This is a genomic window from Aestuariivirga sp. (assembly GCF_046294715.1).
Lineage (GTDB): Bacteria > Pseudomonadota > Alphaproteobacteria > Rhizobiales > Aestuariivirgaceae > Aestuariivirga.
The window spans coordinates 1-23,274 of the sequence record NZ_JBKBKI010000019.1; the positions used below are offsets into that span (position 1 = coordinate 1).

Here is a 23,274-nt window from a genome sequence, read left to right on the forward strand (position 1 = left end):
CTCGCCATGCACCCCCGCACGCTGCGCCGCCACCTCGCGAAGGAGCAGACCAGTTTCGAAGCCCTGTGCGATTCGATCCGCTTCGACCTCGCGCGCGAGCTGCTCGACCTCACCGATCTCCCGGTGAGCGAGATCGGAACCGCGCTCGCCTATGCCTCGCCAAGCGTCTTCGCCGACGCCTTCCGCCGCTGGACCGGCCTTTCGCCCTCGGCCTGGCGGAGCAGCCAGCCGGGCCGCCGGCACGGACCGGCGTGACCCTTCAGGAAGACCCACGAGCACGCTTGCATTTCGGCCCGCATCAGACTAGAGACACCCCGGTCAGCGCCCGTAGCTCAGCTGGATAGAGCACCAGACTACGAATCTGGGGGTCATGGGTTCGAATCCTGTCGGGCGCGCCATCGTTTTCAATCACCCGGTGTGAATTCACGTATATCGCCGGAGCCTCCTCGGCCGCGAGACGCATCGAAGCACCCGCTGGACAGAGACGTCAGGGCAGCTGGTGAGTTGCCCCTTCCTCGCGGACGGTGCGAGCCTCGTCTCTTATGCTCTGGTACTCCGACTTGTGTCGGGCAATTTCATCGGCCGAAAGCCGGTCGATGTTGCAGTAGTCGAGCTTCCAGGAAGGATCATCCGACCACTTCAGGGGAGATCGGCAGGTCGTGCGCGAGGATGAGGCCTCCTCCAGCAGCCTCAGCGCCATGGCAAGGGTCTCCTCCTGAGAGACAGGATCATTCGGCCTGCCTGCGCTGTTGCCCAGCGGGACGTCGCTGAACAGGAAGCGCGGCACGCCGATATGTTCAACGATGTCCAATGCCGTTCCCATGATGACCGTGGCAATTCCCGAAGCTTCCAATGCGCGCGCCGCAAGTGAGCAGCTCTGGTGACAGACGGGGCAGTTGGGCACGAGGACTGCGGCATCCGCTCCGTCTCGCGCCACACGGCTCACGAGTTCGGCGCAGTCCACCTCGATGGTGGTCCGCTGGCTCCGGTTGGTCGGCAATCCATGGTAGCGCTCTGCGACTCGGCCAATCACCCCTTTGCCTGCAGCCTTGCGCAAGGCCGCCAGAGGGAAATAGCTGTTCTTGTCTTCGGCAGTCGTATGCGCGCGATCGATGGCAACATGAGAGATCCGCAGGTCCGGATCGGTCGCGCTGCTTCCCGAGTAGACCTTATAGAACTTTGCCGCAGCGTTGTAGGGTGCCCCGGGACCCTGGTCACCTTTCGAGGGATCGTAGGGTGCTGCGGTCGTGATCAATGCAACGCAGCACTGGGCGAGCGGTGATTTCAACGGGACGAAGGGCACGTCCTCGAATTTCGCCCACACGTATGGGGCATAGCCCAGCGCCTCGTAGTAGGTTCGAGTCCGTTCCATGTATCGGGTTGGAGCATCAGACATCGCCACCTTGCCGCGGCCCGCCCACGTTTGCCGTTGGCAGATTATCTCATGATCCAGCCTGCAACAATCCCGATCGCCCGCCAGGACAGCCCGGGAGGTCAGTCAGGGCTTCCGGGCGATGCCGATCTGGTTCACGCCCATGCTCAACGGGGTCCACGTCGTCCGTGAGACGACCTGCAAGGCTGCTGGAAGACCGAAGACGGCGAACTGCAGTGCCTTGGGAATCAGCGGAAGATAGGGCACGTCCCACAGACCGTCGCCGAAGTGCTTGATCATCCTCAGACCGGCTTCCTCGCACCAGACGCGCCACTGGCGGGGATCATGGACGTTGATGTGGGTCTTGTCCTTTCCAATCGCGTCTCGCTGGGGGTCCTTCAGGAAGCGGAGGGCATAAGTGGGGTGCGGCGTGGCGAAGAGGAAGATGCCGCCGGGCTGCAGCAACCGGTGCACCTCTCTGATCGTCTCCGCCGGATCCGGAAGATGCTCCAACACATGCAGTGCCACGACTGCGCTGTACGCCTCACCGCCGAAGAGGGGAAGATCGGCGGCATCATGCTGAAAGGCCTCGGCCCTGGGTGCGTTGAGCCGGCACTGCTCGATGCCGTAGTCGATCAGATCGATGCCCGTGCAGCGGAAATCGTCTTGCAGGAGACCGAGCAGATGGCCCAGGCCGCAACCAAGCTCGAGGAGGCGGCCCCCTCCGCCCGAAGCATGCCGGCGGACAAGCGCCGCATAGTATCGGCGCGCAAACCAGTACATGCTGAAGCGGCCAAGCGGCCGGTCGCCGTAGTTCCACGTGTGAAAGTATTCTCGCGTGTAGTGCGAATCTGGAGCCTGCTTCTTTATCGCCCGTCGCCCGCGGCAAGAAGCCTCGCATAGGGGGTGCACGCCGCTTCGTTGCCGAACAGCCTCTCGATTTCGTCCGGGCCCGGATCACACGGCGGGCCATCTGCAAGCACCTTGGCGACGGCCTCCGCCAGTGCCGCGGCGTCGCCCGCCGGGAACAGCCGTCCCATGCCCGTGCGGGCGATGGGCAGGCGCATGCCGGGCAGGTCCGAAGCGACGACGGGAACCCGCCGCAGCATGGCCTCGACCTGCACCAGCCCGAAGCTTTCCAGCCTGTCGGTGCTCGGCAAGACGAGAACGTCAAGCTCTGCATAATGGCGCGCGAGTGCCATGCCGCTCTTCGAGCCGCAGTAGCGAACCCTGCCGCCCGAGGCATTGGCCGCTTCGAGGATCTCGTGCCAATGGCTTTCGCCGATCACGTCCGAGGCGGGCCCGACGATGTCGAGGACGACATGTGGGCCGACCAGTTCGACGATCCGCGGCAGTGCCGCCAGCAAGAGCCCCAGGCTTTTCTGACGTGCTACGCGGCCCACGTAGCCGATTCGAAAGGGGCGGTCTGCGTCGGCAGTGCGCGGCCTGCGCGGCGGATGCGTCTCCCCCGGCAGAAGATGGAGGTGGACGGGCAGAGGCGCGAAGTCGATCTTCCGCCTGAACAGGCGGCAGAAGGTGGAAGCCTCCGCATAATCCGGCGAGACGACCTGTATGCGATCGGCCAGGATCCCTGCGGCGACATGGGGAACTGCCGCCAGGGCGCGGAGAATCCTGGCACCGATCGTCGCCTTGCTCATGCTGCTGATGTAGCTGACGATAAGCTTGCGGCCGCGCAGCTTCGCCAGAACGGCGACCAGCCCCGCGTCGAGACAGGGAAGCTGCACGTTGACGACGGCCATGCCGTCCATCGCCCGCCACACGGCAAGCCCGTAGCCCGGCATGACGAGAGCCTTGCTGATACGGCAAAGGGAGCGCACACGGACGACCTCCACGTCGTCGATCGTTTCGAGCGCCGGTGCTGTATCGGGAACGCGCCCTGCCACCACGCGCAGCTTGTGACCCCGGGACGCAAGATGGCGTGCCAGTTCATGGGCCGAGAGCGTCAGACCCGATACATTCGGAAGATGATAGGTCAGGCAGAGCAGAAAGCCGGGCAAACGCGGACCGTCTGCGGACTGTGTCTGCTGCTCTGGGCACTGGATGGCAACCACGCGGCGGTCTAATATCACAAAAGACGCATATCACAACACGCACCGGAAGAGGCTCGGAGGAAATTGGACAGCGGACGAGCCATAGCCGAGGCGATCTTCGCCAACGAGGCCGATCCGGCGTTCAGGCGCCGTGCCCTCTGGATCGGCGAGGTGCTCGGGGAGAGATTCCGGAAAACACCCTTCCGCCTGCTCGACGTCGGTTGCGGGCGCGGCTTTTATCTGCCGCTCTATGCAGCACTCGGTGCCTGCGCCACGGGGATCGAACTCGACGCGGAAGCCCGCCGCTGGGCGGAAGAGCGCGCGCGCACAACGGGCGTGTCGATCCTCGCCGCCCGCGCCGAGCGCCTTCCCTTCCCGGATGCGAGCTTCGACGCGGTGGTAATGTCCGAGATCCTCGAACATCTCGAGAGGCCGGCCGAGGCGCTTGTGGAGGCGCACCGCGTGCTGGCTCCGGGCGGCATACTGCTCGTCACCGTGCCGAATGAGGACTATCCCCTTGCCTGGGACCCCATCAACTTCGTCCTTGAGCGGACGACCGGGCGGCCCTTCCGCACCGGTCTGCTCGCGGGCATCTGGGCCAATCACGCGAGACTCTACGATACAACCATGCTCAGGGACAGCGTGAAGGCCGCGGGGTTCACCGTCACCGATCTCTTCACCCATACCACGCGCTGTTTTCCCTTCGTCCACAACATCGTCTACGGGCTGGGAAAGCCCCTGCTCGAGAACGGACTGCTCCCCGCCACCTGGGCGAAAAGCGCCGAGCGTTCGACGGGCCGGCTCACCGGCATCAACCCGGTCCGACTCGGCATCGGCCTGATCCACTGGGCGGACCGGCGCAACGCCGATCGGGCGAAGCCGGGCGAGCGGGCGCAGAACATCTGTCTTGCCGCCCTGAAGCCTGAGGAGAAAGCCGAATAGCCCATGCATGCAAAGCCGAAACACCCCGCGGCGCCGTCATTGCGCTTCGACCCGCCCTTTGCGGTGCTCTGCCTGGTGACGCTGCTCGTCGCCGTCTCGGCCCTCGTCCGTTTCGCAGGGACGCATTGGGACGCAACCGCCGGGCTCCACCCTGACGAACGGCACATGCTGTTCGTCAGCACACGGCTGATGCGCGCCTTGCAGGCGCTTCCCGAGACGGGGCTCGGCGTTGCGGAGCTGTGGTTCTCCGAATCGAGCTCGCCCCTCAACCCGCGGGCCGGCGGGGAAAGCTATGTCTATGGCGAGGCGCCACTCCTGGTGACCACCCTCGTCGGCTGGTTCACGAACCTTACGGGATGGGACGAGCTGATGATCCTCGGACGGCAGATCGCCGCGCTCATTGACTCCCTCACCGTTCTGGCGATCTTCATGACGTGCCATCCGCTGTGGGGCTGGCGTACCGCGTTCGCATCGGCGGCTTTGTACGCCGCCGCACCCACGGCCCTGCAGCTCGCCAATTTCTACACCGTCGACATCTGGCTCGCCGCCGCCGTGGCCTGGTCGCTGCTGTTCCTCATGGTGCTTGACCGCAGCGAGAAGCGCGGCGCGATCGCCGGCAGCGCGACCGCGGCCGGATTCTTCCTCGGCGCAGCGGTGGCCTGCAAGGTCAGCGGCCTTGCGCTTCTGCTGCCCGCCGGGATCGTGGTCCTGCGCCTCGCCATGCGCCGCAGCATCGCCGATGCGGCGCTGGCTTGCATCTTCGGTTTCCTTACGGCGTTTGCCGTCTTCAGGCTCGCAAATCCCTTCGCCTTCGCGGGACCCGGGCCGCTGGGCCTCCTGCTGGCGGAAGCCTGGCTTCGGGACATGCGAACCGTCATCGGCTTTTCGGAACTCCTCGACTTTCCACCAGGATGGCAATGGATGGCAGGCTACGGCCCGCTTCGCTTCGCCCGCGATGCCGCGCTGTTCGGTTTCGGCCCGGTGATGACGCTCGTGGCGGGGCTCGCGGTGCTGCGATGGCGCAAGGCGCCCAAAGTTCTGCTCATCCCTGCCTCGCTTGCCGGAGTCTACCTCCTGCAGGGACTGGTCACCGAGATTGCCGTTCTGCGCTACGTGGCACCCGCCATTCCGGCAACGGCCGTGATCGCTGGAGCGGCGCTGTCAGCCATGGGCAGCCTGCCCCTCATCGTATCCATCGCCGCCTCGTTGTGGTGGGGTGCAGCCACGGTCAGGCTGCATGACGGGTACCACCCGCGCATCCTGGCCTCGGTATGGCTGTGGACCCAGCCGCGCGGCACCGTTCTGCTCAACGAGACCAGCTGGGACGAAGGGCTTCCAGCGGCGATCCGCTTTTCGGAAAGGCCGGAGAAGCGCTACCCCGATGCCGACGGCCATTTCGAACTCCTGACCCTCGACATCGTGGCGCCCGATTCGGTGGAGAAGGCCGACAAGATGGCCGACCTGATCGACCGCGCCGATCTCGTGATCCTGTCCTCCGGCCGTCAGCGCGAGGTCATGCCACGGCTGCCGGAGCGATTCCCGCTGACCGCCGCCTATTACCGCATGCTCGAGTCCGGCGAGGCCTGCCTCGAACTCGCCTGGAGCAGGGACCGCGGCTATCCTCTGCCCGGCATCCGCCTCGACGACAGCTGGGCTCAGGAGCCCTGGCGCGTCTACGACCATCCCATCGTCAGGATCTACCGCAAGGCGCCCTGCTTCGACGCGATGGAGTTGCGGAGGCGTTTGCGGGCGGCACTCGCCCAAGCTGGGAGCGCCCCGCTTCAGCCGTGATGAAGCCCCTCACTTTGCGAGCCACATTGTGGCGACGAGAGCCATGAACAAGGCGAGGCTCGTCCTGTCCCGCAGGGCGAAGCTGACGGGATCCGACGTCAGGCTGCCGTCATGGGCCTTCCTCCAGATATGCAGGAGCCATGCCGCGATGATCAGCACCGGAAGCCAGAGATAGTCCGGGTGGGTGTAATAGCGCCCCGAATAATCCCGGTCCGTCACATAGAGTGCGAGAACCACGATCGAACCCACGGCCGAGGCCGCTCCGAAGGATTGCAGCAGCGTCGCATCCCGCATCGTGTAGGCACGCCCATGAATTCCGCCCTCACCGTCGCGCGAGGACAGGACGAGTTCGCAATAGCGCTTGGCAAGGGTGAGCGAGAAGAAGAACACCAGTGAAAAGGCGATGAGCCAGCCCGACAGCACCACATCCGCCAGGATGCCGCCGATCACGAGCCGCGCCGTGTGCATGCCCGAAAGCCAGAACGTGTCGAACAGCAGGATCTTCTTGACGGCCACTGTATAGAGAATGCTGCAGAGGCAGTAGGTGGCCAGCACGGCCGCCAATGACGGTTGCCAGGCGAAAGCACAGGCAAGGGCAAAGGCGACGAGGAGCAGCCCCATGATCCCCGCACTTCTGGCGCTCACGGCCTTGCTTGCGAGCGGCCGCTTCTTTTTGGCGGCGTGGCGGCGGTCGAGCTCGACGTCGGCAAGGTCGTTGAATACATAGGTCGCCGACGCGCAGAGACTCAGCAGTGCGAAACCGACGGTGCAGCTGAGGAGAACGCCCTCCTCGCGGAACGCATCGGCGAGGAACGCCGGCACGAAGACGAGGAGATTCTTCGCCCAGTAACGTGGCCGCATGAGCCTCACGTGCTCGCGCAAGCTGCTTCTCATGCGGGCCTGTGAATGAAGCTCGAGAGGCGCTTGCCGCGGCGCCAGGCTTCGACGGCGTGCCGGGCCACCTCCAGTGCGCGGGCGATGGCGGCGTCCATGTCGAGATAGGCATAACAGCCGAGGCGTCCCAGGAACGTGACGCCCGGCTGCAGGTCGGCGAGTTCCACGTAATCCGTCAGCAGCTTCTGTTCCCCTGAGAGATGGACCGGGTAGTAGGGGATGTCGTCCTGAAGGCACTCACGCGAATACTCCCGGAAGCTGATGGCATCTTGCCCGCTCCCCTTCTCCCAGGGCGCGAGATGGCTGTGTTCGGTTATCCTCGTCCATGGCACGGAAGCGTCGGCATAGTTCATGACGGCTGTGCCCTGAAGCGCCCGCGGGCCGCGCAGCTCCTCAAAGTCGAGAGTGCGGTATGACAGCCGTCCGAGGCAGTAGCCGAAATAGCGGTCGAGCGGGCCCGTATAGAAGACATGACCGAATGCTCCGGCCGCTTCAGGTGCGAAGCCCTGGCCGAGCCTCACCTCGATGTTCGGGTGGCGCAGCATGTTCTCGACGAGCGCCGTGTAGCCGTGGCGCGGCAGGGCCTGGCGCGTGTGGTGGAAATAGTTGTTGTCGTAATCAAAACGCACGGGAAGACGCTTCAAGATCGCGGCCGGAAGCTCGCCGGGGTCTCTTCCCCATTGCTTCTGCGTGTAGCCGCGGAAGAACGCACGGTAGAGCTCCGGCCCCATCGTCGCGAGAGCCTGCTCCTCGAAACTGCGTGGCGAGGCGATCGGAACCGCGCGCGAGCGGATGAACGCCGCAGCCTCTTCCGGCGTGAAGGACTGACCGAAGAACTGGTTGATCGTCAGGAGATTGATCGGCAGGCTGAAGACGCGACCGCCGGAAACGGTGAACGCTTTGTGGCGGTAGGCGACGAATTCGGCGAAGCGCCCCACGAAACGCCACACGGCCTCGTCATCGGTATGAAAGATGTGGGGCCCGTAGCGGTGGACCATGATCCCGGTCGCGGCATCGCGGGAGGTGTGGCAATTTCCCGCCACGTGGCGGCGCTCCTCCAGCACGACGCAGCGGAAGCCGCTTTCGGCCAGGCTGCGCGCCAGTACCGCGCCGCTGATGCCGGCCCCGACGATCAGGACCGGTCCTTTCATGAATTCCATGCCTAGCGAGAGCCCGGTGCATTCCCCTTGCGCAACACTGTACACCGCAGGAGATTTCATGCAATGTGATGAATAAGTTCCCCCGAGGCCCGAGAGACTGCACGATGCCTGCCCTCACCGTCGTCATGCCTGCATACAATGAAGAGATGACGATACGGAAGGCCATCGAGGACGTGTTCACCCACGTCGTTCCGGCCGCCGGCGATGTGGAGTTCATCGTCGTCGACGACGGAAGCAAGGACCGCACGGCGGACATCGTGCAATCGCTCCAGCGGCAGCATGGCGAACTCCGGCTGATCAGGCAGGTCAATTCGGGGCACGGCCCTGCCCTTCGCGCCGGCCTCGACGCCGCATCTGGTGACTGGCTTCTCCTGCTCGACAGCGATTGCCAGGTCGGCCTGTCGCGCTTTTCCGAGCACTGGGCGCGGCGCGGCGCGTTCGATGCCTTCCTCGCCATCCGCACACCCCGCAACGACGCCGCTTTCCGCCTGATGGTCTCCCGGATGATGAAATACGTTCTGCGGCTCAACGTCGGCGTTGTTCCCGCCGATGCCGGCGCGCCCTACAAGCTCGTCTCGCGCCGCGCCTGGAGCGTTGCGAGCCGGCTGATCAGCCGCGAGAGCTGGATACCGTCGGTGCTGCTGGCAACATATCTGCTGAAGGACGAAAGCTTCCGGGTGGTGCAGGAGCCGGTCGCCCATTTCGAAAGGCCCCACGGCGAATCCACCCTGAACCTCCGCAGACTGGTGCGCTTCTGCTGGCATGCGCTGCGGGAGATCCGGGGCTTTGGGGCAGCGTTCCGGCACGGCTCTCAGCTCCGGCAAGCCAATGAGCGTGCTGACTGAGAGTTCGCTCGCGTCGTTCGGCATCTGGTGGTTCACGCTGCTGATCTGCGGCCTCCTGTGCTGGCCTCTCTGCGCAGCACTGTTCCCGGGCAGCATCGACCGCGGATATCTCGCCTCCAAGGCAGCTGCCATCGTGCTCGCGAGCTATGCGGCTTGGCTGGCGAGTGCTGCCGGCTTCGTTTCCTTTGCAGGGGCGGGCCCACTTGTCGGTCTCGCCACGCTTGCCGTTCTCCCCGTCATCTTCGGGATGCAGAGGCTTCCTGTCTCGCCCCGCATTTTTCTCGCGCGTGAACTCTTCTTCACGAGCCTTCTGGCGGCCGGCGCCGTCATCCGGGCCACGAGCCCCGATATCCACGGTCTCGAGAAGTTCATGGATTTCGGATTCATGAACGGGGCGATGAGGGCGGAGGCAATGCCGCCGCCCGATCCGTGGTTCGGGGGGGCGCCGATCAATTATTACTACTTCGGGCATCTCATGGCGGCCTGGGTGACCCTCGTCAGCGGCGTTCCCGCCGATCATGGGTACAATCTCATGATGGCCACGATCTTCGCCGCCACGGCGAGCCTCGTCTTCACGCTGGTTCAGGACGCGCTCACGGAATCAGGCCGTGTGACGGCACGCGTGACGGCCCTCGTTGCGTCTGCGGCGGTGGTCTTCGGCGGCAATTTCCACACGGTGATCTACGGTGCGCTGCGCCCGTGGGCCGGTTCGCAAACCGGGCGGGACTACTTCTTCTATCCGGATTCCACCCGTTTCATCGGGTTCGATCCGCCGACCGACGACAAGGCCTTTACCGAGATGCCGGCCTATGGTTTCGCGGTGGCCGACCTGCATGGCCACGTGTCGAACCTGCCGGTGACGATGCTGCTGCTGCTTGTGATGTTCCATGCCGTGGCGCAACGCGGGGCTGCAGCGCGGGCGGTGGTTCCGGTGAAGCCCCATCACGTTGCGGCCGCCGGTTTCCTTCTGGGTGCAGCGGTCATGACCAATGCCTGGGACGCGGTGATCTACGGCCTCGTCATCAGCCTTCTCGGGCTCGCCGCATGGCTCAGCGCAGAACGGCTCCGGATTTCCGAACTCTTCCGTCTCGCGGGCCAGGGCCTCTCCGCCCTCGCCATTGCCATTCTTGTCATTCTTCCTTTCCTCATCCACTTCAGACCCTTCGGCGAAGGGGTTCGACTGGTGGAGAAGACGACACCGCTCTGGCAATGGCTGACGCTCTACATGCACCTGCTGCCGGGCTGCCTCGCAGCGCTCGCCGGATGGGCGCTATTCCGCCAGCGCAGCGCCGCCGCTGCCTTTTCAGCCGCACTCGCCGCCGCCTCGCTGACATTGCTGATCCTGCCCGAGATCGTCTTCCTGAAGGACATATACGGCGCCGATCACGCACGGGCCAATACCATGTTCAAGCTCACCTTCCAGGGCCAGCCGCTGGGCGTGATCGCGGCGGCACTGACCATCGGCCTGCTGCTGACGCGGGCCGGGAGAAGGTTGCCGCAGGTGGCTGCCCTTCTCATCGCAGCGCCGCTTGTGATGCCGCTGGTCTATCCACGCTATTGGCTGTGGGACCGGCTGCGTGACGTTCCGCCGGCCCGCTATACGCTCGACGGACTGCGCTTCGTTGCCCGCGAAGCGCCAGGAGAGGAGGAGCTCATCCCGGTGATACGCGGCCTGGCGCTTGCTCCGGGAAAGCGCCTGCTCGAGGCGCCGGGCGACAGCTACAGCTATGCCGGCCGATTCTCAGCGCTAACCGGCCAGCCGGTTCCACTCGGCTGGCGGAACCACGAATGGCTGTGGCGCAGCGACTGGCCGAAAGTATCCCGGCTCTCGGGCCAGATCGAAAAGATCTATGCTTCGCGCAGCCCGGAGGAAGCCTGCCCGCCGTTGAGGGCGCTCGCGGTGCAATATGTCGTGGTGGGCCGGATCGAGCGGCAGATCTACCCGGCACTGAAAGAGGAGACCTTCCGCAAGCTCGGCCGCGCCATCGCGGAAAAGGGCGAGACGCGCCTCTACGAGATCGCAGGCGATGCTTGCGGCGTACCTTGAAATCACCTATTGCTCTTTGCATCCTTTATCCATCCGGTCCAAGAGAGACGGGGGCATCAATGTTGCACATTCATCGACTGGTGCTGGCATTGCTGCCCATCCTGTTCCTTTCCGCCGCGCCGACATTCGCCAAGAACGTGCCTGGCTCGGCCGGGGCGGTGCAGGGCCGCGTCGACAGGCAAGTCGCTTCCAACCTCGTCGACCTGACCGTGCAGTCGGCAATCGAGTCCTCGCGTTTCGAGCTGTGCGGAAAGCAGTACAAGGCCGGGCCGGATGACCGCCGGGACTACTGCGAGTGGGGATTCTCGGCACGGGGGGAGATGCTCTACCTGGACGACGAGCCCGACGGCTATGACTACCAGTCCACCGCCGGCTACGGTAACATCATGATATCGAGATGGATTTCGCCGAACACCGTGATCGTCGGCGGGATACTCTTCGAGGCCGCCACGACTGAAACCGACTTCAACGATGGCGAAGTGGACCAGAAGGGGATCGGAGCCGCGGCGGGTTTCATTCACAAGTTTTCGCCCGCCGTGGAACTCAGCCTGCTCGGCGGGATCGAGGGGCTGAACTACGATGTCAGCCGCTCCGGCGGCTTCTACGAAGGCAGCTACGATGCCACCCGCTTGTTCGGCGATGCGGCGCTCGGCGGGCAGATGGGGGAGGAGGATCTCTGGCTCATCTATCGCGGCGGCATTCGTGTGATCAGCCAGAACAACGACTCCTATGACGAGAAGGGCGATGACGGCAGCGAGACCACGGTAGACGACGTCGATCTGTTCCTCGTCTCGCTGGTGGGCGACCTGAAGATCGGGACGACCATCGACGGCATCCGGCCCTATGTCCAGCTTTCCGGCCTGGCGGACATCGTGCACGACGAGTCCCTCGGCATCATCGGCATCGATGCCGACGACGAGACCTTCAGCGGCAGGTTGGGCGTGGGCGCGGATGCCGAGATGCTCGACGGGCTGCTGTCGCTGTCCAGCGGCGCCTATTTCGCCGACGACGGCTGGAAGGGCTTCGATGTGCGGCTCGGCTTCAGCAGGAACTTCTGATCAGCGCCGGCACGGCCACTAATGCCCAGTTTCCTTCAGCAATGACGGCGCAGTCGTCCGGGCGCGGCCGAACAAAGGTCATTGCCCTCATCGCCGCAAAGATCGCGCTTTCTGGAGGCCTGCTATACTGGCTGTGGTCCCGCCTGCCGCCTGCGGGAGAATGGCCGCAGGTGGAACTCGCCGTTCCTTCGCTGGTCATGGCCTCCGCGGCAATCGCGCTGGTGCAGTTCGCAACTCTGGCGCTGCGCTGGAGGATGACGACGGCAGTGCTCCTCGGGGATGCGCAGGCGCTGCCGAGCTTCCGCAGATTCCTTGCGGTGACATGGCTCAGCAGTGCCGTGGGGCAGGTCTTGCCCGCGGTGATCGGCAGCGATGGCCTGCGCATTGCCGCACTGCGCCTCGAGGGCGTTTCCTGGTCCGGTGCGGCTATGTCGGTGGTGATTGACCGGGTCATTGGACTCGCCGGCCTCCTGCTGCTTCTGCTGCCGGTCCTGATGGCCGATCCGCGGTGGCTTCTGTGGCCGGACGTTTCTTCCGCGGCGCTCTCGGCTGCCGGAGTGGCCGCCGCTGCCTTTCTGGCGCTCCTCTATTCCGTTGGGCGAAAAGAGGCGGCCGCACTGCTGCGAAGAATACCCGCGCGGGTTGCCGCCCCCGCCATTCAGAAGGCCCCCCTGCTCGTCGTCCTCGCCGCCGCGGGACACGCCCTCTCAGTACTCATCTTCGTGCTTCTGGCGCGCGCCTTTGCGCTCGACGTTCCCTTTGCTGCCGCGATGAGCGTATTTCCGCTCGCCCTGCTCGCTTCGATGCTGCCAATTTCATTCGGAGGATGGGGCGTGCGCGAGCTGACGGTGGTCCATGGCCTCTCGCTCTACGGGATCGCCCAACAAGACGCATTGCTTGCATCTATATTCTTTGGTATTTTTCAACTTATTGCGGCGATACCTGCAGTCGCCTACATCTCCATCTGGCCGGGGCGGATCAAACGATGAGAGCGAGCCTGAAGCACGTCGTTGCCGCTTTTCTCCTGGCGAAGCTCACCCTGCTGAGCGCCGGTGCGCCCCTCGCGCAGACCGCCACAAACACCCCGACTGATACGCCAACAAACACACCAACCGACACTCCCACCAGCACGCCAACAGATACTCCCACCAACACGCCGACTGATACGCCAACAAACACACCAACTGACACGCCCACCAACACGCCCACAAACACACCAACCGACACGCCCACCAACACGCCGACCAACACGCCGGTGGCCCCGACGGACACCCCGACCAACACTCCCACCGACACTCCCACCGGATCGCCGACCGATACGCCAACAAACACGCCGACCGACACGCCAACGGATACGCCCACCAATACGCCGACAGGCACATTGACCTCGACGCCCATCACCACTCCGATAACCTCCACGGCAACGCCTGCCGATGTCGACGTCATTCCGGGCGGCAGCGGCCGCGGCCCGACCATTCCGGGCCTGCTCATCGTGCTCGTCGCGTCCATGCTCACTTTGCTGGTCTGGGCGCGCCGGGCCGACCGGAGAAGATGAGCGGAATTCTTCCCGGTCTTCCACAGACCGACCGGTTTTCCTGGACCCTCATCGCCAAGCTCGGTGCAGGATTGCTGCTCGGCTTCCTCCTGCTCCGGACCGGACTGGGAGAGTATATTTCCGGCACCATTGCGACGCTGCTCGCGGTTGTGTCGAGTGCGGTGCTCGAGGTCTTTCGAGGCGACGTGCTGCGCTCGGGGAGCGAACTCCGCAGCGGGGAGACCGGTTATGCCCTCTCGGTGACCTCGGCCTGCGATGGCCTTGGCCTGACAGTGACGTTGCTCTCCACCCTTGCGGCACTCGCCGCCCCGCCCTTCAGCTGGGCGCGCTACCTCGCGGTGGCCGGAGCCGGCTTCGTCCTCATACAGGCCTTCAATCTCGCGCGCATCCTGTCGCTATACGGATTGCTGCCGGCAACGAGCGCGGGTTTCGAACTCGTTCATTTCCATATCTTCCCCTTGCTGAGCGCGCTGCTCATCGCCGGCATCGTCTTGCTGGCCGGGCACCGGTCGTTCTCCGTTCCAGCGGGCGCGCTTCTACGCTGGTGCGCAATTGCGTTGGCGGGCGCCGTCATCTGGCACTTTGTCGCCGACGCGGTCACCGGTGCGATCCTGGTGCCGCTGAGCAGCGCCACAATAAGGCTGGTTCCCGGCATGCTCGTCATTGGCATCAGCGAACAGGGCGGAGGTCATTTCATCGATACCACGCTCGTCACCTCGCATGCGCCGGTCAGCCTTGCCTCACTTCCCTTCTCTCCCCGCGACTTTGCGGTCGGCTTTCCATTGCTTGCAGCATCCTTGCTCGTCGCCAATGCTCCGCCAAAGTCGAAGCTGCTCGTCGCGTTGATGGCCCTCCTCGGAATGGCGCTGGCAGTATCGGCCGCTGCCTTCACCCTCGCGCAAGGTGAAGCAGTCGCGGCAGGGCTCACGCAGCTCGCCTCCTCGTCCCGGCTGGAAAGCTACGAACCGCCGGGCGGGGCCTCGCGGAGCGTGCTCGCCGCGCTTCAGAACTGCGCTGTCTATTTCAATCTCTTCATCATGCCGTTCGTGATCTTTTTCCTTCCCACCACACGGCCCCCTCTCGCGCGGCGAGCGGAACGAGGGAGCAGGCGTCGTGGCTGACGCCTCGACACAAGCGCCTCCGCCAGCGAGGATGACGGCGGCGGGCGCCCTCACCTTGCTCCTCTTCCTTGCCGCCGCGGTCTTCCGACTGCGCGGCCTCTCCTGGGATGAGGGGATGATGTTTCATCCCGACGAGCGCAATCTCGCCACTGCAGCGGCTCGGCTCTCCTGGCCGGATGGCCTCGTGCCCGATTTCCATGCATACAACGGTCTGGCGCTGTTTCTTCCCCGGCTTCTCGCCGAAGCCTTGGCGAGCGTGGGTATCCTCGGCGCGACCGGCGTGCCCGAGATTGCCTGGTGCGCGCGGCTTCTTTCCGCGTTCCTGTCTCTCGCGGCAGTGTTCGCGATCTACCGCACGGCGCGCGACCTCTTCGACGAGGAAACCGCCGCTCTCGCAGCATTCCTCGCGGCTTTCTCACCTGGCCTCGTTCAGGCTGCCCATTTCGGAACAACCGAGTCCGGCCTGGTCCTCGTGGTCTCGCTCCTCATGCTGGTTTCGGTGCGACATGTCGGAACGCAGATCGCAAATCCTTCGGCTGCGTTGCTCTATGGCCTCATCCTCGGCTTTGGGCTCGGGCTGAAGACCACGGCCGCCGCCTTCGCTCTCATCCCCATCTTCAGCTTTTCGCTGGCCAGGACCGGAACGATGGTGCAGCGCTTTGGCTGGCTTGCGGCGGCGGGTGTGCTCTCTGTCCTGGTTCTCCTCGCAACGACGCCTCAGATTCTGCTCAACCCGCAAGCCTATCTCGACACGATGATCTTCGAGGGCGGCGTGGTCCGCGGAACGGTGGACGTATTCTGGACCTACCAGTTCCACGGTGCCACGAACGTCCTCTTCGAGTTGCGCCAGATTCCGTGGTTGCTCGATCCGGTGTCGGCCGTGTTCATCGTTCCCGGGCTGATCATTGTCGCCTGGCAGGCGGTGCGTGGCGGCGGCAGGCCGCGCCTGCTCTTTCCCGCCCTCGCCGCCGGACTCATCTATTTCGGCCTGGTCAGCGGATGGCACGCCAAGTTCATCCGCTATCTCGTTCCGCTGCTGCCGCTCTTCATCATGGCGGTGGCATGCGCGTGGTTTGCCACAGGTCGGAAATGGGGCCTCGCACTGCGCCGACCGCTCACCGCCCTCATCGTGTTCTCGATGCTGATCTACGGCTTCATGCAAGCAGGCCTGTATCTGAGGCGGGACAGCCGGATCTCGGCTTGGACCTTCCTTCTCGCCAACATGCAGAAGGGCGATACGCTGCTGGTCGAGCCGGTGGAGGTGGGCCCGCCCCTCGGCGGCGCAGAGAAGCTGTCGCTCAGGGTCGCCGTCCTACCCCTCATCGAGCCGAGCGGTCCGGCGAAGATGGAGACCCTCGCCGGCGTGCTCGCGTCCGGAGACTGGATGATCATCGCGAGCCGGCGGCATCATCGCGTGCTGCCCCATATGCGCGCCCGCTTTCCGGAAATGTGCGGTTATTACGATGCGCTGTGGAGCGGGCGGCTCGGCTATGAGCTCTTGGAACGCTTCAACCGCCGAGCCCAGGGCGTCGTCTCAGTTCTCGATCCTGTCGCAATCGCGGAAGAGACCTTCTCCGTGTTCGACAGCCCCGAGGTGTTCATATTCAGGAATGCACGCCGGGCCCGAATGGAGGACATCCGGCGCGAACTCGGCAACGTGCCGCCCGGTTGCCGGTGAGGGCCTGCACCTAGGTAGCCTTGCCTATGGCATGGGCCTTGCTCTGCCACCATTCTGGGCGACATGATGCGGCGCACCGGAGAAGCGTGATCGCCGCGCCCGGCAATTGTCCGGGCAGGCTCGCTGAGTTTCTTGCCCCAGGCGATGGAGAATCGAACATGAACAATTTCGTTCACGAGGGTCATTTTCTGGAAGTGACTGCGCCCTACGACGTGACGAGTGGCGACGGGCTCTTGCGCGGGGCGCTCTTCGGGATAGCGACCAGCTGGGCACGGCAAGGTGAGACGGTCAGCATCAGCACCGCCGGCGTGTTCGACCTGAAGCGGGAGACTGACGAGCATTGGGAGGTCGGCGAGCCCATCTATTGGGATGATGCCGGGAAACGCTTCACCCGCGAGGCAAAGGGCGCGGTGATGGTCGGCGTGGCCGTGAGCCATACGCGGGGCCAGGACCACCCCTGGGTGCGGGGAAAGCTCATCGGACATGCCGCTCTCCAGGAGTCCCGCAATGACCCCACATGACAGCGATTTAATCCAACTTGTCTTGCGCAGCAGGCACGCCACGGGCAGGAACATCCTCGTGGACCACTCGTATGCATTCCAGATGGGGAGCCGGGAGGCGTGAGCAGCCTCGAGCATGGGGAAGACCTGACACCGAGAAGCAGGCTGGCAGCCTTCCTGCAGAACGAAGCCACGGCGGGACTCATCCTCGCTTCGGCTGCGGCGCTGGCGATTGTGCTCTACAACATCGAGCTGGCGAAGCCCTATTACAGCGACCTGCTCCAGGCGCCGCTCCGCATCGGTTTCGCCGAGGCAGAGTTGGCCAAGCCACTGCTGCTGTGGATCAACGACGGTCTGATGGCCGTGTTCTTCTTCCTCGTCGGCCTCGAACTCAAGCGGGAGTTCCTGGAGGGTAATCTCTCCTTTCGCGACCAGATCATCCTCCCGGCCATTGCTGCAGCGGGCGGCATGGCCGTTCCGGCCGTGATCTACTTCGTGTTGAACGGCAACCACCCGGAGCTGCTGAGCGGCTGGGCCATTCCGGCCGCGACCGACATCGCATTTGCCCTCGGGGCGCTCTCGCTGGCCGGGCGTGCGGTTCCCTTCAGCCTCAAGGTGTTCCTGCTGACCCTTGCCGCTCGCGACGATCTCGGCGCCATCGTCATCATCGCGCTCTTCTACACGGCGCATATCTCAACTCTGGCGCTGGCGCTGGCAGGCCTTGCCGGGTTGTTCCTTCTCCTGCTCAACCGCATCCATTACAGCCATACGGGTCTCTACATTCTCTCAGGGATCGTGCTGTGGCTTTGCGTCCTGGAATCCGGCGTCCACGCCACCCTGGCGGGCGTCGTTCTCGGGCTGGCCATTCCCTTGACGCGCCGAGACGGCAGAGCTTTCCTGTACCCCATCGAGCACGCGCTTCACCCTTATGTGAAATTCATGATCCTTCCGGTCTTCGCATTCGCCAATGCCGGCCTTCCAGTCGAAGCACTGGCACTGGCGCGCGCGATGGAGCCGCCCGCCATCGGCATTGCTGCGGGACTGTTCATCGGCAAGCCGCTCGGCATCGTCGCGGCCTGCTGGCTAGCCGTAAGGCTGCGCCTGTCTCAGCTGCCACAGGACTGCAACTGGACCCATGTTGTCGGTGTGGGCTTTTTGGCAGGCATCGGCTTCACCATGAGTCTTTTCATCGGCGCCCTCGCATTCGACTCCGAGACCGCCGCCGATGCGGTGCGCACGGGTGTCCTCTATGGTTCGCTTCTGTCCTGTGCCGCAGGGCTCGCTCTGCTGCGGTTCGCGGTGTGGCGGGCGTGACGCAGGGCGGCATGGAAGCCGCCGTCGAGCGGCGCTATGATGTTCCGAGAGCAAAGTGGCAGGAGCTGTCATGGGATTGACACACATCGTCTGTGCGGTGGACGGGTCGGAGCCTTCGCTGCGGGCCGTGGTGCTCGCGGCGGAGATGGCCAAGGGGCTGGGCGCACGGCTCAGCGTGGTGACTGTGCGCAGCTTCGTGCTCGGGCGGTCGGCTGCAGCAGGCCTTCCGACGCCGGAAGAGGCCGCGGCCGTTCTCGAAGCAGCCGTCGAATTGGCCCGCCAGAGCGGGTGCGGATCCGTGGCTGCCGTCGAACTTAAGGGGCGCGATGCGGCCGTCTCGATCGCGGACTATGCCGACGAGCATGGAGCCGGGATGATCGTTGTGGGCTCCACGGGGAAGGATGCCCTCCGGCGCTTTGCACTCGGTTCCACCTCGATTGATCTTCTGCGGAAGTCGGCATGCCCGGTGACGATCGTCCACTGACCGAGGCGGGAAAGGGAGAAGGAACCACCACCCACCACGCCCTCTCAACCGGCGAGGTCCTCGCTTTGTTCGGGAGTTCGGCGCAGGGGCTGAGCAGCGCCGAGGCGGCGGTGCGGCTCGCGCGTCACGGCCGCAATGCGCTGCCGCAACCGGCGCGGCCAAGTCTTCTCCGCCGCTTTGCCGCCCACTTCAACAATGTCCTGATCTACGTTCTGTTCGCGTCGGCCGCCATCACGGCGGCACTTGGGCACTTCGTCGACACCGGCGTCATCCTCGCGGTGCTGGTCGCGAACGCCGTGATCGGCTTCATTCAGGAAGGGCGGGCCGAGAGCGCGATGGACTCGATCCGGAAACTCGTCGCCGCCAGCAGTTCCGTGCTGCGCGACGGCAAGCGGACCGTGGTCGACGCGGCGATGATCGCGCCGGGCGATATTGTCCTGCTCGAGGCGGGAGACAAGGTTCCCGCCGACCTCCGCATTCTCGAGGCGAATGGCCTCAGCATCGAGGAGGCCGTGCTGACAGGAGAGTCCGTGCCGGTGGAGAAGTCTCCGGAGCGGGCCGATGTCCTGGCGCAACTGGGCGAGCGAACCTCCATGGCCTATGGCGGAACGCTGGTCACCTCGGGCACCGGCCGGGGCGTTGCCGTGGCAACCGGAAGTGCCACGGAACTCGGCCGCATCAGCGGGCTGCTGTCCGGAATTGAGGCGCTGGAAACTCCGCTCACCCGTCAAATGGACGACTTCGGCCGCTGGCTGTCACTGCTCATCCTGATCTTCGCGGGGCTGATCCTCACCTACGGCTATTACGTGGGGCATCACCCTTTTGCCGAGCTTTTCATGGTGGTGGTGAGCCTGACCGTCGCCGCGATCCCCGAGGGGCTGCCGGCCGTGCTGACCATCACGCTGGCTGTCGGCGTTCAGGCCATGGCGCGGCGAAACGCGATCGTCCGGCGACTGCCTGCCATCGAGACCCTGGGTTCAGTCTCCGTGATCTGCACGGACAAGACGGGGACGCTCACCCGGAATGAAATGATGGTTGCCGCGATCTCCTCTGCCCGCGCCGATTACAGGGTAGAGGGGGAAGGATATGCTCCCACGGGCTCAATAGTCGGGGGAACAGGTGCGCTCGACGCAAGGGCCGACGGCCTGCTGCAGGCCCTGGGCCTCGCAGCGCATCTCTGCAACGACGCCACCATTTCGCAGGCGAACGGCCACTGGGTCGTACGGGGTGATCCGATGGAAGGAGCCCTTCTCGCGCTCGCCGGCAAGCTTCTGCCGGACGATGCGCCCCAGGCATGGAGCAGGATCGACGAAATTCCCTTCGATGCGCGCCACCGCTACATGGCCGTGCTGGCGCAGGACGACGCCGGAAACGCCGCCATCTTCGCCAAGGGCGCGCCCGAACGCATTCTCAGGATGTGCGCGCTGGAACTCTCGGCCAGCGGAGAGAGCGTTCCCGTCGATGAGGCGCACTGGCACCGCAAGGCCGAGGAGATCGCGGCACGTGGCCAGCGGGTGCTCGCCCTCGCCATGCGCGGTGCTGCAATTGATCATGGCAACCTGACGGTGAGAGATCTCGAGAGCGGCCTTACGTTGCTCGGGCTCGTTGGCCTGATCGATCCGCCGCGGCCGGAAGCCATTGCCGCCGTCGCGGCTTGCCATCGGGCGGGAATTGCGGTGAAGATGATCACCGGCGATCACGCGGCGACGGCAGCCGCCATCGGGCGGCAAGTGGGGCTTCTGCAGCACACGCAGGTGCTTACCGGGACCAATCTCGACCAGATGGATGATGCGGCACTGGCCAGCGCCGTGCAGACGGTGGACATCTTCGCGCGCACCAGCCCGGAGCACAAGCTGCGGCTGGTGACGGCGCTGCAATCGCACGGCCTCAGCGTGGCGATGACCGGCGATGGCGTGAACGATGCGCCGGCGCTGAAGCGGGCGGATGCCGGGATCGCCATGGGCCAGAAGGGAAGCGAGGCGGCAAAAGAGGCATCGGACCTCGTGCTCGCCGACGACAATTTCGCCTCGATCGTGGCGGCGATCAGGGAAGGCCGCACCGTCTACGACAACATCAGGAAGGTGATCAGCTGGACCCTTCCCACGAATGCGGGCGAGGGATTGACGGTTGCCGCCGCGTTGCTGCTGGGATTGGCCCTGCCGGTAACCGCGGTGCAGATCCTCTGGATCAACCTGATCACCGGCGTCACGCTGGGGCTTGCCCTCGCCTTCGAGCCCACCGAGGAGAACACGATGCTCAGGCCGCCGCGGACGCGCGGCGAGGCGCTGATCAGCGGCGGACTGCTCTGGCACGTGGCTTTTGTATCCTTGCTTTTCATGGCAGGTGCCTTCGGCGTTTATGCCTATGCCGTGGACAAGGGTCACCCTGACGAGCTCGCGCGCACCATCGCGCTCAATACCCTCGTCGTCTTCGAGATCTTCCACCTCTTCTTCGTGCGCAACATCTACGGAACATCGCTCACCTGGAAGGCGGCCCGGGGAACGCGGGTGGTCTGGACCACCGTGCTCATCATCACGGTGGCCCAGTTCGCCATCACTTATCTGCCGCCGTTTCAGGCCGTGCTTGGAACGTCAGCGGTTCCGTTTACCGAGGGCGTGATCATCGTGGCTCTCGGCGCGGTGTTCTTCGTCATTCTCGAGATAGAGAAGCAGATGCGTCTTGCACTGGCGCGCACCGCTCCCCGGCCATGAAGGGGCATTCTCCTCTCAGCCGCTTCCACCATAGGTGAAGAGTGTGCGAGGGCGCGGGGATGGCCCTTCGGGCCGTGCCGGCGGCCGCCAGTCCGCCATAGTCTTTTCGAGTGCGTGTGCGGGATCTTCCGCTCTTTGCACGGTTCCCACAAGGCTCGTCCAGTCCTCGGCACTGGCGCCATTGGCGAAGCGGCGCATCGCCGCCTGTTTCGCACCCCTCTCGCCCCCGGACACGGCGGCGGGATCGATTCGCCCCGTCTCGAGATCGATGCCAGTGATGCGGGAATTCACGGCGAGCCAGCGCACATAGCTGTAGAGCGCATCGTGCCGGGCCCGGACGGAGAGATAATCGCTGATCATCCCTGCAACGGATTCGAAGGGAAGCTCGCGGCCCGGGATGCGCCGGTCAAGCCTGATGACGTGGAAGCCGTAGCGCGTCTCGACGGGCTCGAGGGAAATCGCGCCCTCCTCCATGGTTTTCAGCGCCTTTTCGAACTGCGGCACTGTCTGGCCCGGTCCGATCTGGCCGAGATTGCCGCCTTGGGCAGCGGACGTGCAGGCCGAGTGCAGCGCCGCGGCTTCGCCGAAGCGCCGGGGCGCTGCGCGCAACTCCGCGATGAGCGCCGAGGCCTTCGTATGGGCTGCGCTCCGCGCCGCGGCATTGCCGGGCTCCGCCGCGATCAGAATGTGCGCCGCTTCGAACAGATCGGCGGAGCGGAAGCGCCCGCGGTTCTGCGCGTAATAGCGCTGGCAGGCCTCCGCATCAGGTTCGAGTGTTTCCACCCGCGCCTCGATGAGCTGGCGGATCAGGGCCTCCTCATCGGACTCACGGCAGCCTTCCCCGTCGTTCTGAGGCTCCGGTGTCAAGCCCTGGCGATATGACTCCTGCAGGAGAAGCTCGCGGATGACGAGGGCACGCGCCGCCTCGCGCCATGTATCAAGCGGTGTAGCCCCGGGATGATGCTGGGCTTCGCGGGCGATATCATCTCGCGCGATCTCGACTCCGTTGACGGAGATCACTCCCGGGGTAACGTCAAAGGCTCTTGCGGACATAGCTGGTCTCCATGGGTCTGCGGCGGACGACCTGGTAACCCTTGCGGCCCAGGTACCAGACGGGTGCTGACCAAATGTGAACAAGTCGCGAATAGGGGAAGAGCAGGAAGATCGTCATGCCAAGCACCAGATGCACGAGGTAGGGCCAGTCAAGGCCCTGCAGGGTCTTGGCGTCGACCGGCTGCACGGTGAGAATGCCCTGCGCCCAGTGCGACAGCTTCAGCATGACCTCGCCATCGCTGTGGGCGAAGGAGAACGGCAATGTGAGAAGACCCAGCGAAAGCTGCACCCAGAGGATGATCAGGATCGCCAGATCCATGTAGGTCGAAGTCTGGCGGATGCGATCGTCGAAGAGCCGGCGATGCAGCAGGAGCGTCAGTCCCACGAAACAGACGACGCCGGCGATTCCGCCCGCCGTGATGGCGATCAGCTGCTTCTGCTCCACGGTGATGAAGAGCGTGTAAACCGAGGTGGGCGTGAGAAGGCCCACCGTGTGGCCGAGCAACAGAAAGAGGATGCCGAAGTGGAACAGGTTGGAGCCCCAGAAAAGCTGTCGCTTTCTCAGCAGCTGGCTGGAACTCGCCTTCCACGTATACTGCTCGCGGTCGAAGCGGATGAGGCTGCCGAAGATGAAGGACGAGAGGCAGACATAGGGATACCAGACGAAGAGGATGTGAAAGAGCGTGTCGCGCATGGTG

General features: G+C 64.7%; 21 protein-coding genes and 1 tRNA gene. 15 read left to right on the plus strand and 7 right to left on the minus strand.

Features of this window, described 5'->3' with window-relative positions; genetic code table 11:
• Both ACK4HL_RS13275 and ACK4HL_RS13280 read left to right on the plus strand, forming a co-directional pair.
• Window positions 1–255: helix-turn-helix transcriptional regulator (locus ACK4HL_RS13275; protein WP_409761074.1), on the plus strand; the 255-nt coding region annotated here is incomplete at its 5' end.
• 66 nt (window positions 256–321) lie between these two features.
• Window positions 322–398 (plus strand) — tRNA-Arg (locus tag ACK4HL_RS13280).
• Window positions 399–487: 89 nt separating this feature from the next.
• Here ACK4HL_RS13280 and ACK4HL_RS13285 read toward each other — a convergent pair.
• From ACK4HL_RS13285 to ACK4HL_RS13295, 3 genes are all read right to left on the minus strand, one after another.
• Window positions 488–1,372, minus strand: a complete 885-nt coding sequence (locus tag ACK4HL_RS13285) for a glycine reductase (protein ID WP_409761076.1) — start codon at window positions 1,370–1,372, stop codon at window positions 488–490.
• 126 nt (window positions 1,373–1,498) lie between these two features.
• The gene (locus tag ACK4HL_RS13290; protein WP_409761078.1) at window positions 1,499–2,155 is read right to left on the minus strand and encodes a class I SAM-dependent methyltransferase; all 657 of its coding nucleotides are present in this window, start codon (window positions 2,153–2,155) and stop codon (window positions 1,499–1,501) included.
• An 83-nt stretch (window positions 2,156–2,238) separates the two neighbouring features.
• A complete protein-coding gene (locus tag ACK4HL_RS13295) occupies window positions 2,239–3,390 on the minus strand; it encodes a glycosyltransferase family 4 protein (RefSeq protein WP_409761080.1) in 1,152 nt (383 codons plus the stop codon).
• Window positions 3,391–3,507: 117 nt separating this feature from the next.
• Here ACK4HL_RS13295 and ACK4HL_RS13300 point away from each other — a divergent pair, with 117 nt between their 5' ends.
• Together ACK4HL_RS13300 and ACK4HL_RS13305 are read left to right on the plus strand one after the other, a co-directional pair.
• Window positions 3,508–4,365, plus strand: coding sequence for a class I SAM-dependent methyltransferase (locus ACK4HL_RS13300; RefSeq protein ID WP_409761082.1), 858 nt, complete (start codon window positions 3,508–3,510; stop codon window positions 4,363–4,365).
• Window positions 4,366–4,368: 3 nt separating this feature from the next.
• Window positions 4,369–6,156, plus strand: coding sequence for a glycosyltransferase family 39 protein (locus tag ACK4HL_RS13305; protein WP_409761084.1), 1,788 nt, complete (start codon window positions 4,369–4,371; stop codon window positions 6,154–6,156).
• A 9-nt stretch (window positions 6,157–6,165) separates the two neighbouring features.
• Here the strand turns inward: ACK4HL_RS13305 and ACK4HL_RS13310 are convergent, their stop codons facing one another.
• The gene (locus ACK4HL_RS13310; protein ID WP_409761086.1) at window positions 6,166–7,050 is read right to left on the minus strand and encodes a UbiA family prenyltransferase; all 885 of its coding nucleotides are present in this window, start codon (window positions 7,048–7,050) and stop codon (window positions 6,166–6,168) included.
• On the minus strand, window positions 7,047–8,201 hold the full coding sequence (glf, locus tag ACK4HL_RS13315) for a UDP-galactopyranose mutase (RefSeq protein WP_409761088.1): 1,155 nt from the start codon (window positions 8,199–8,201) through the stop codon (window positions 7,047–7,049). The genes ACK4HL_RS13310 and glf overlap by 4 nt, the downstream gene beginning before the upstream one ends.
• 113 nt (window positions 8,202–8,314) lie before the next feature.
• Here glf and ACK4HL_RS13320 point away from each other — a divergent pair, with 113 nt between their 5' ends.
• From ACK4HL_RS13320 to ACK4HL_RS13370, 11 genes are all read left to right on the plus strand, one after another.
• Complete coding sequence (locus tag ACK4HL_RS13320; protein ID WP_409761090.1) at window positions 8,315–9,055, plus strand: glycosyltransferase family 2 protein; 741 nt, start codon at window positions 8,315–8,317, stop codon at window positions 9,053–9,055.
• A complete protein-coding gene (locus ACK4HL_RS13325) occupies window positions 9,039–11,102 on the plus strand; it encodes a DUF2298 domain-containing protein (protein ID WP_409761092.1) in 2,064 nt (687 codons plus the stop codon). Before ACK4HL_RS13320 ends, ACK4HL_RS13325 begins: the two co-directional genes overlap by 17 nt.
• Window positions 11,103–11,161: 59 nt before the next feature.
• Window positions 11,162–12,160: an autotransporter outer membrane beta-barrel domain-containing protein gene (locus ACK4HL_RS13330; protein ID WP_409761094.1), complete on the plus strand. Its 999-nt coding sequence runs from the start codon at window positions 11,162–11,164 to the stop codon at window positions 12,158–12,160.
• A 41-nt stretch (window positions 12,161–12,201) separates the two neighbouring features.
• Window positions 12,202–13,149 (plus strand): lysylphosphatidylglycerol synthase transmembrane domain-containing protein, encoded by a 948-nt coding sequence (locus ACK4HL_RS13335; RefSeq protein WP_409761096.1) that lies wholly within the window; start codon window positions 12,202–12,204, stop codon window positions 13,147–13,149.
• Window positions 13,146–13,715 (plus strand): hypothetical protein, encoded by a 570-nt coding sequence (locus ACK4HL_RS13340; RefSeq protein ID WP_409761097.1) that lies wholly within the window; start codon window positions 13,146–13,148, stop codon window positions 13,713–13,715. Before ACK4HL_RS13335 ends, ACK4HL_RS13340 begins: the two co-directional genes overlap by 4 nt.
• On the plus strand, window positions 13,712–14,836 hold the full coding sequence (locus tag ACK4HL_RS13345; RefSeq protein ID WP_409761099.1) for a hypothetical protein: 1,125 nt from the start codon (window positions 13,712–13,714) through the stop codon (window positions 14,834–14,836). The genes ACK4HL_RS13340 and ACK4HL_RS13345 overlap by 4 nt, the downstream gene beginning before the upstream one ends.
• Window positions 14,829–16,514, plus strand: a complete 1,686-nt coding sequence (locus ACK4HL_RS13350; RefSeq protein WP_409761101.1) for a glycosyltransferase family 39 protein — start codon at window positions 14,829–14,831, stop codon at window positions 16,512–16,514. The genes ACK4HL_RS13345 and ACK4HL_RS13350 overlap by 8 nt, the downstream gene beginning before the upstream one ends.
• 158 nt (window positions 16,515–16,672) lie before the next feature.
• Window positions 16,673–17,035, plus strand: coding sequence for a DUF2190 family protein (locus ACK4HL_RS13355; RefSeq protein ID WP_409761103.1), 363 nt, complete (start codon window positions 16,673–16,675; stop codon window positions 17,033–17,035).
• A gap of 99 nt (window positions 17,036–17,134) precedes the next feature.
• Window positions 17,135–18,328, plus strand: coding sequence for a Na+/H+ antiporter NhaA (nhaA, locus tag ACK4HL_RS13360; protein WP_409761105.1), 1,194 nt, complete (start codon window positions 17,135–17,137; stop codon window positions 18,326–18,328).
• A 70-nt stretch (window positions 18,329–18,398) separates the two neighbouring features.
• On the plus strand, window positions 18,399–18,812 hold the full coding sequence (locus tag ACK4HL_RS13365) for a universal stress protein (RefSeq protein ID WP_409761107.1): 414 nt from the start codon (window positions 18,399–18,401) through the stop codon (window positions 18,810–18,812).
• Window positions 18,788–21,523, plus strand: coding sequence for an HAD-IC family P-type ATPase (locus tag ACK4HL_RS13370; RefSeq protein ID WP_409761109.1), 2,736 nt, complete (start codon window positions 18,788–18,790; stop codon window positions 21,521–21,523). Before ACK4HL_RS13365 ends, ACK4HL_RS13370 begins: the two co-directional genes overlap by 25 nt.
• Window positions 21,524–21,538: 15 nt before the next feature.
• Here ACK4HL_RS13370 and ACK4HL_RS13375 read toward each other — a convergent pair whose 3' ends face one another.
• Both ACK4HL_RS13375 and narI read right to left on the minus strand, forming a co-directional pair.
• Window positions 21,539–22,576: a peptidylprolyl isomerase gene (locus tag ACK4HL_RS13375; RefSeq protein WP_409761111.1), complete on the minus strand. Its 1,038-nt coding sequence runs from the start codon at window positions 22,574–22,576 to the stop codon at window positions 21,539–21,541.
• Window positions 22,557–23,270: a respiratory nitrate reductase subunit gamma gene (gene narI, locus ACK4HL_RS13380; protein ID WP_409761113.1), complete on the minus strand. Its 714-nt coding sequence runs from the start codon at window positions 23,268–23,270 to the stop codon at window positions 22,557–22,559. Before narI ends, ACK4HL_RS13375 begins: the two co-directional genes overlap by 20 nt.
• Between the last annotated feature and the right edge of the window lie 4 nt (window positions 23,271–23,274).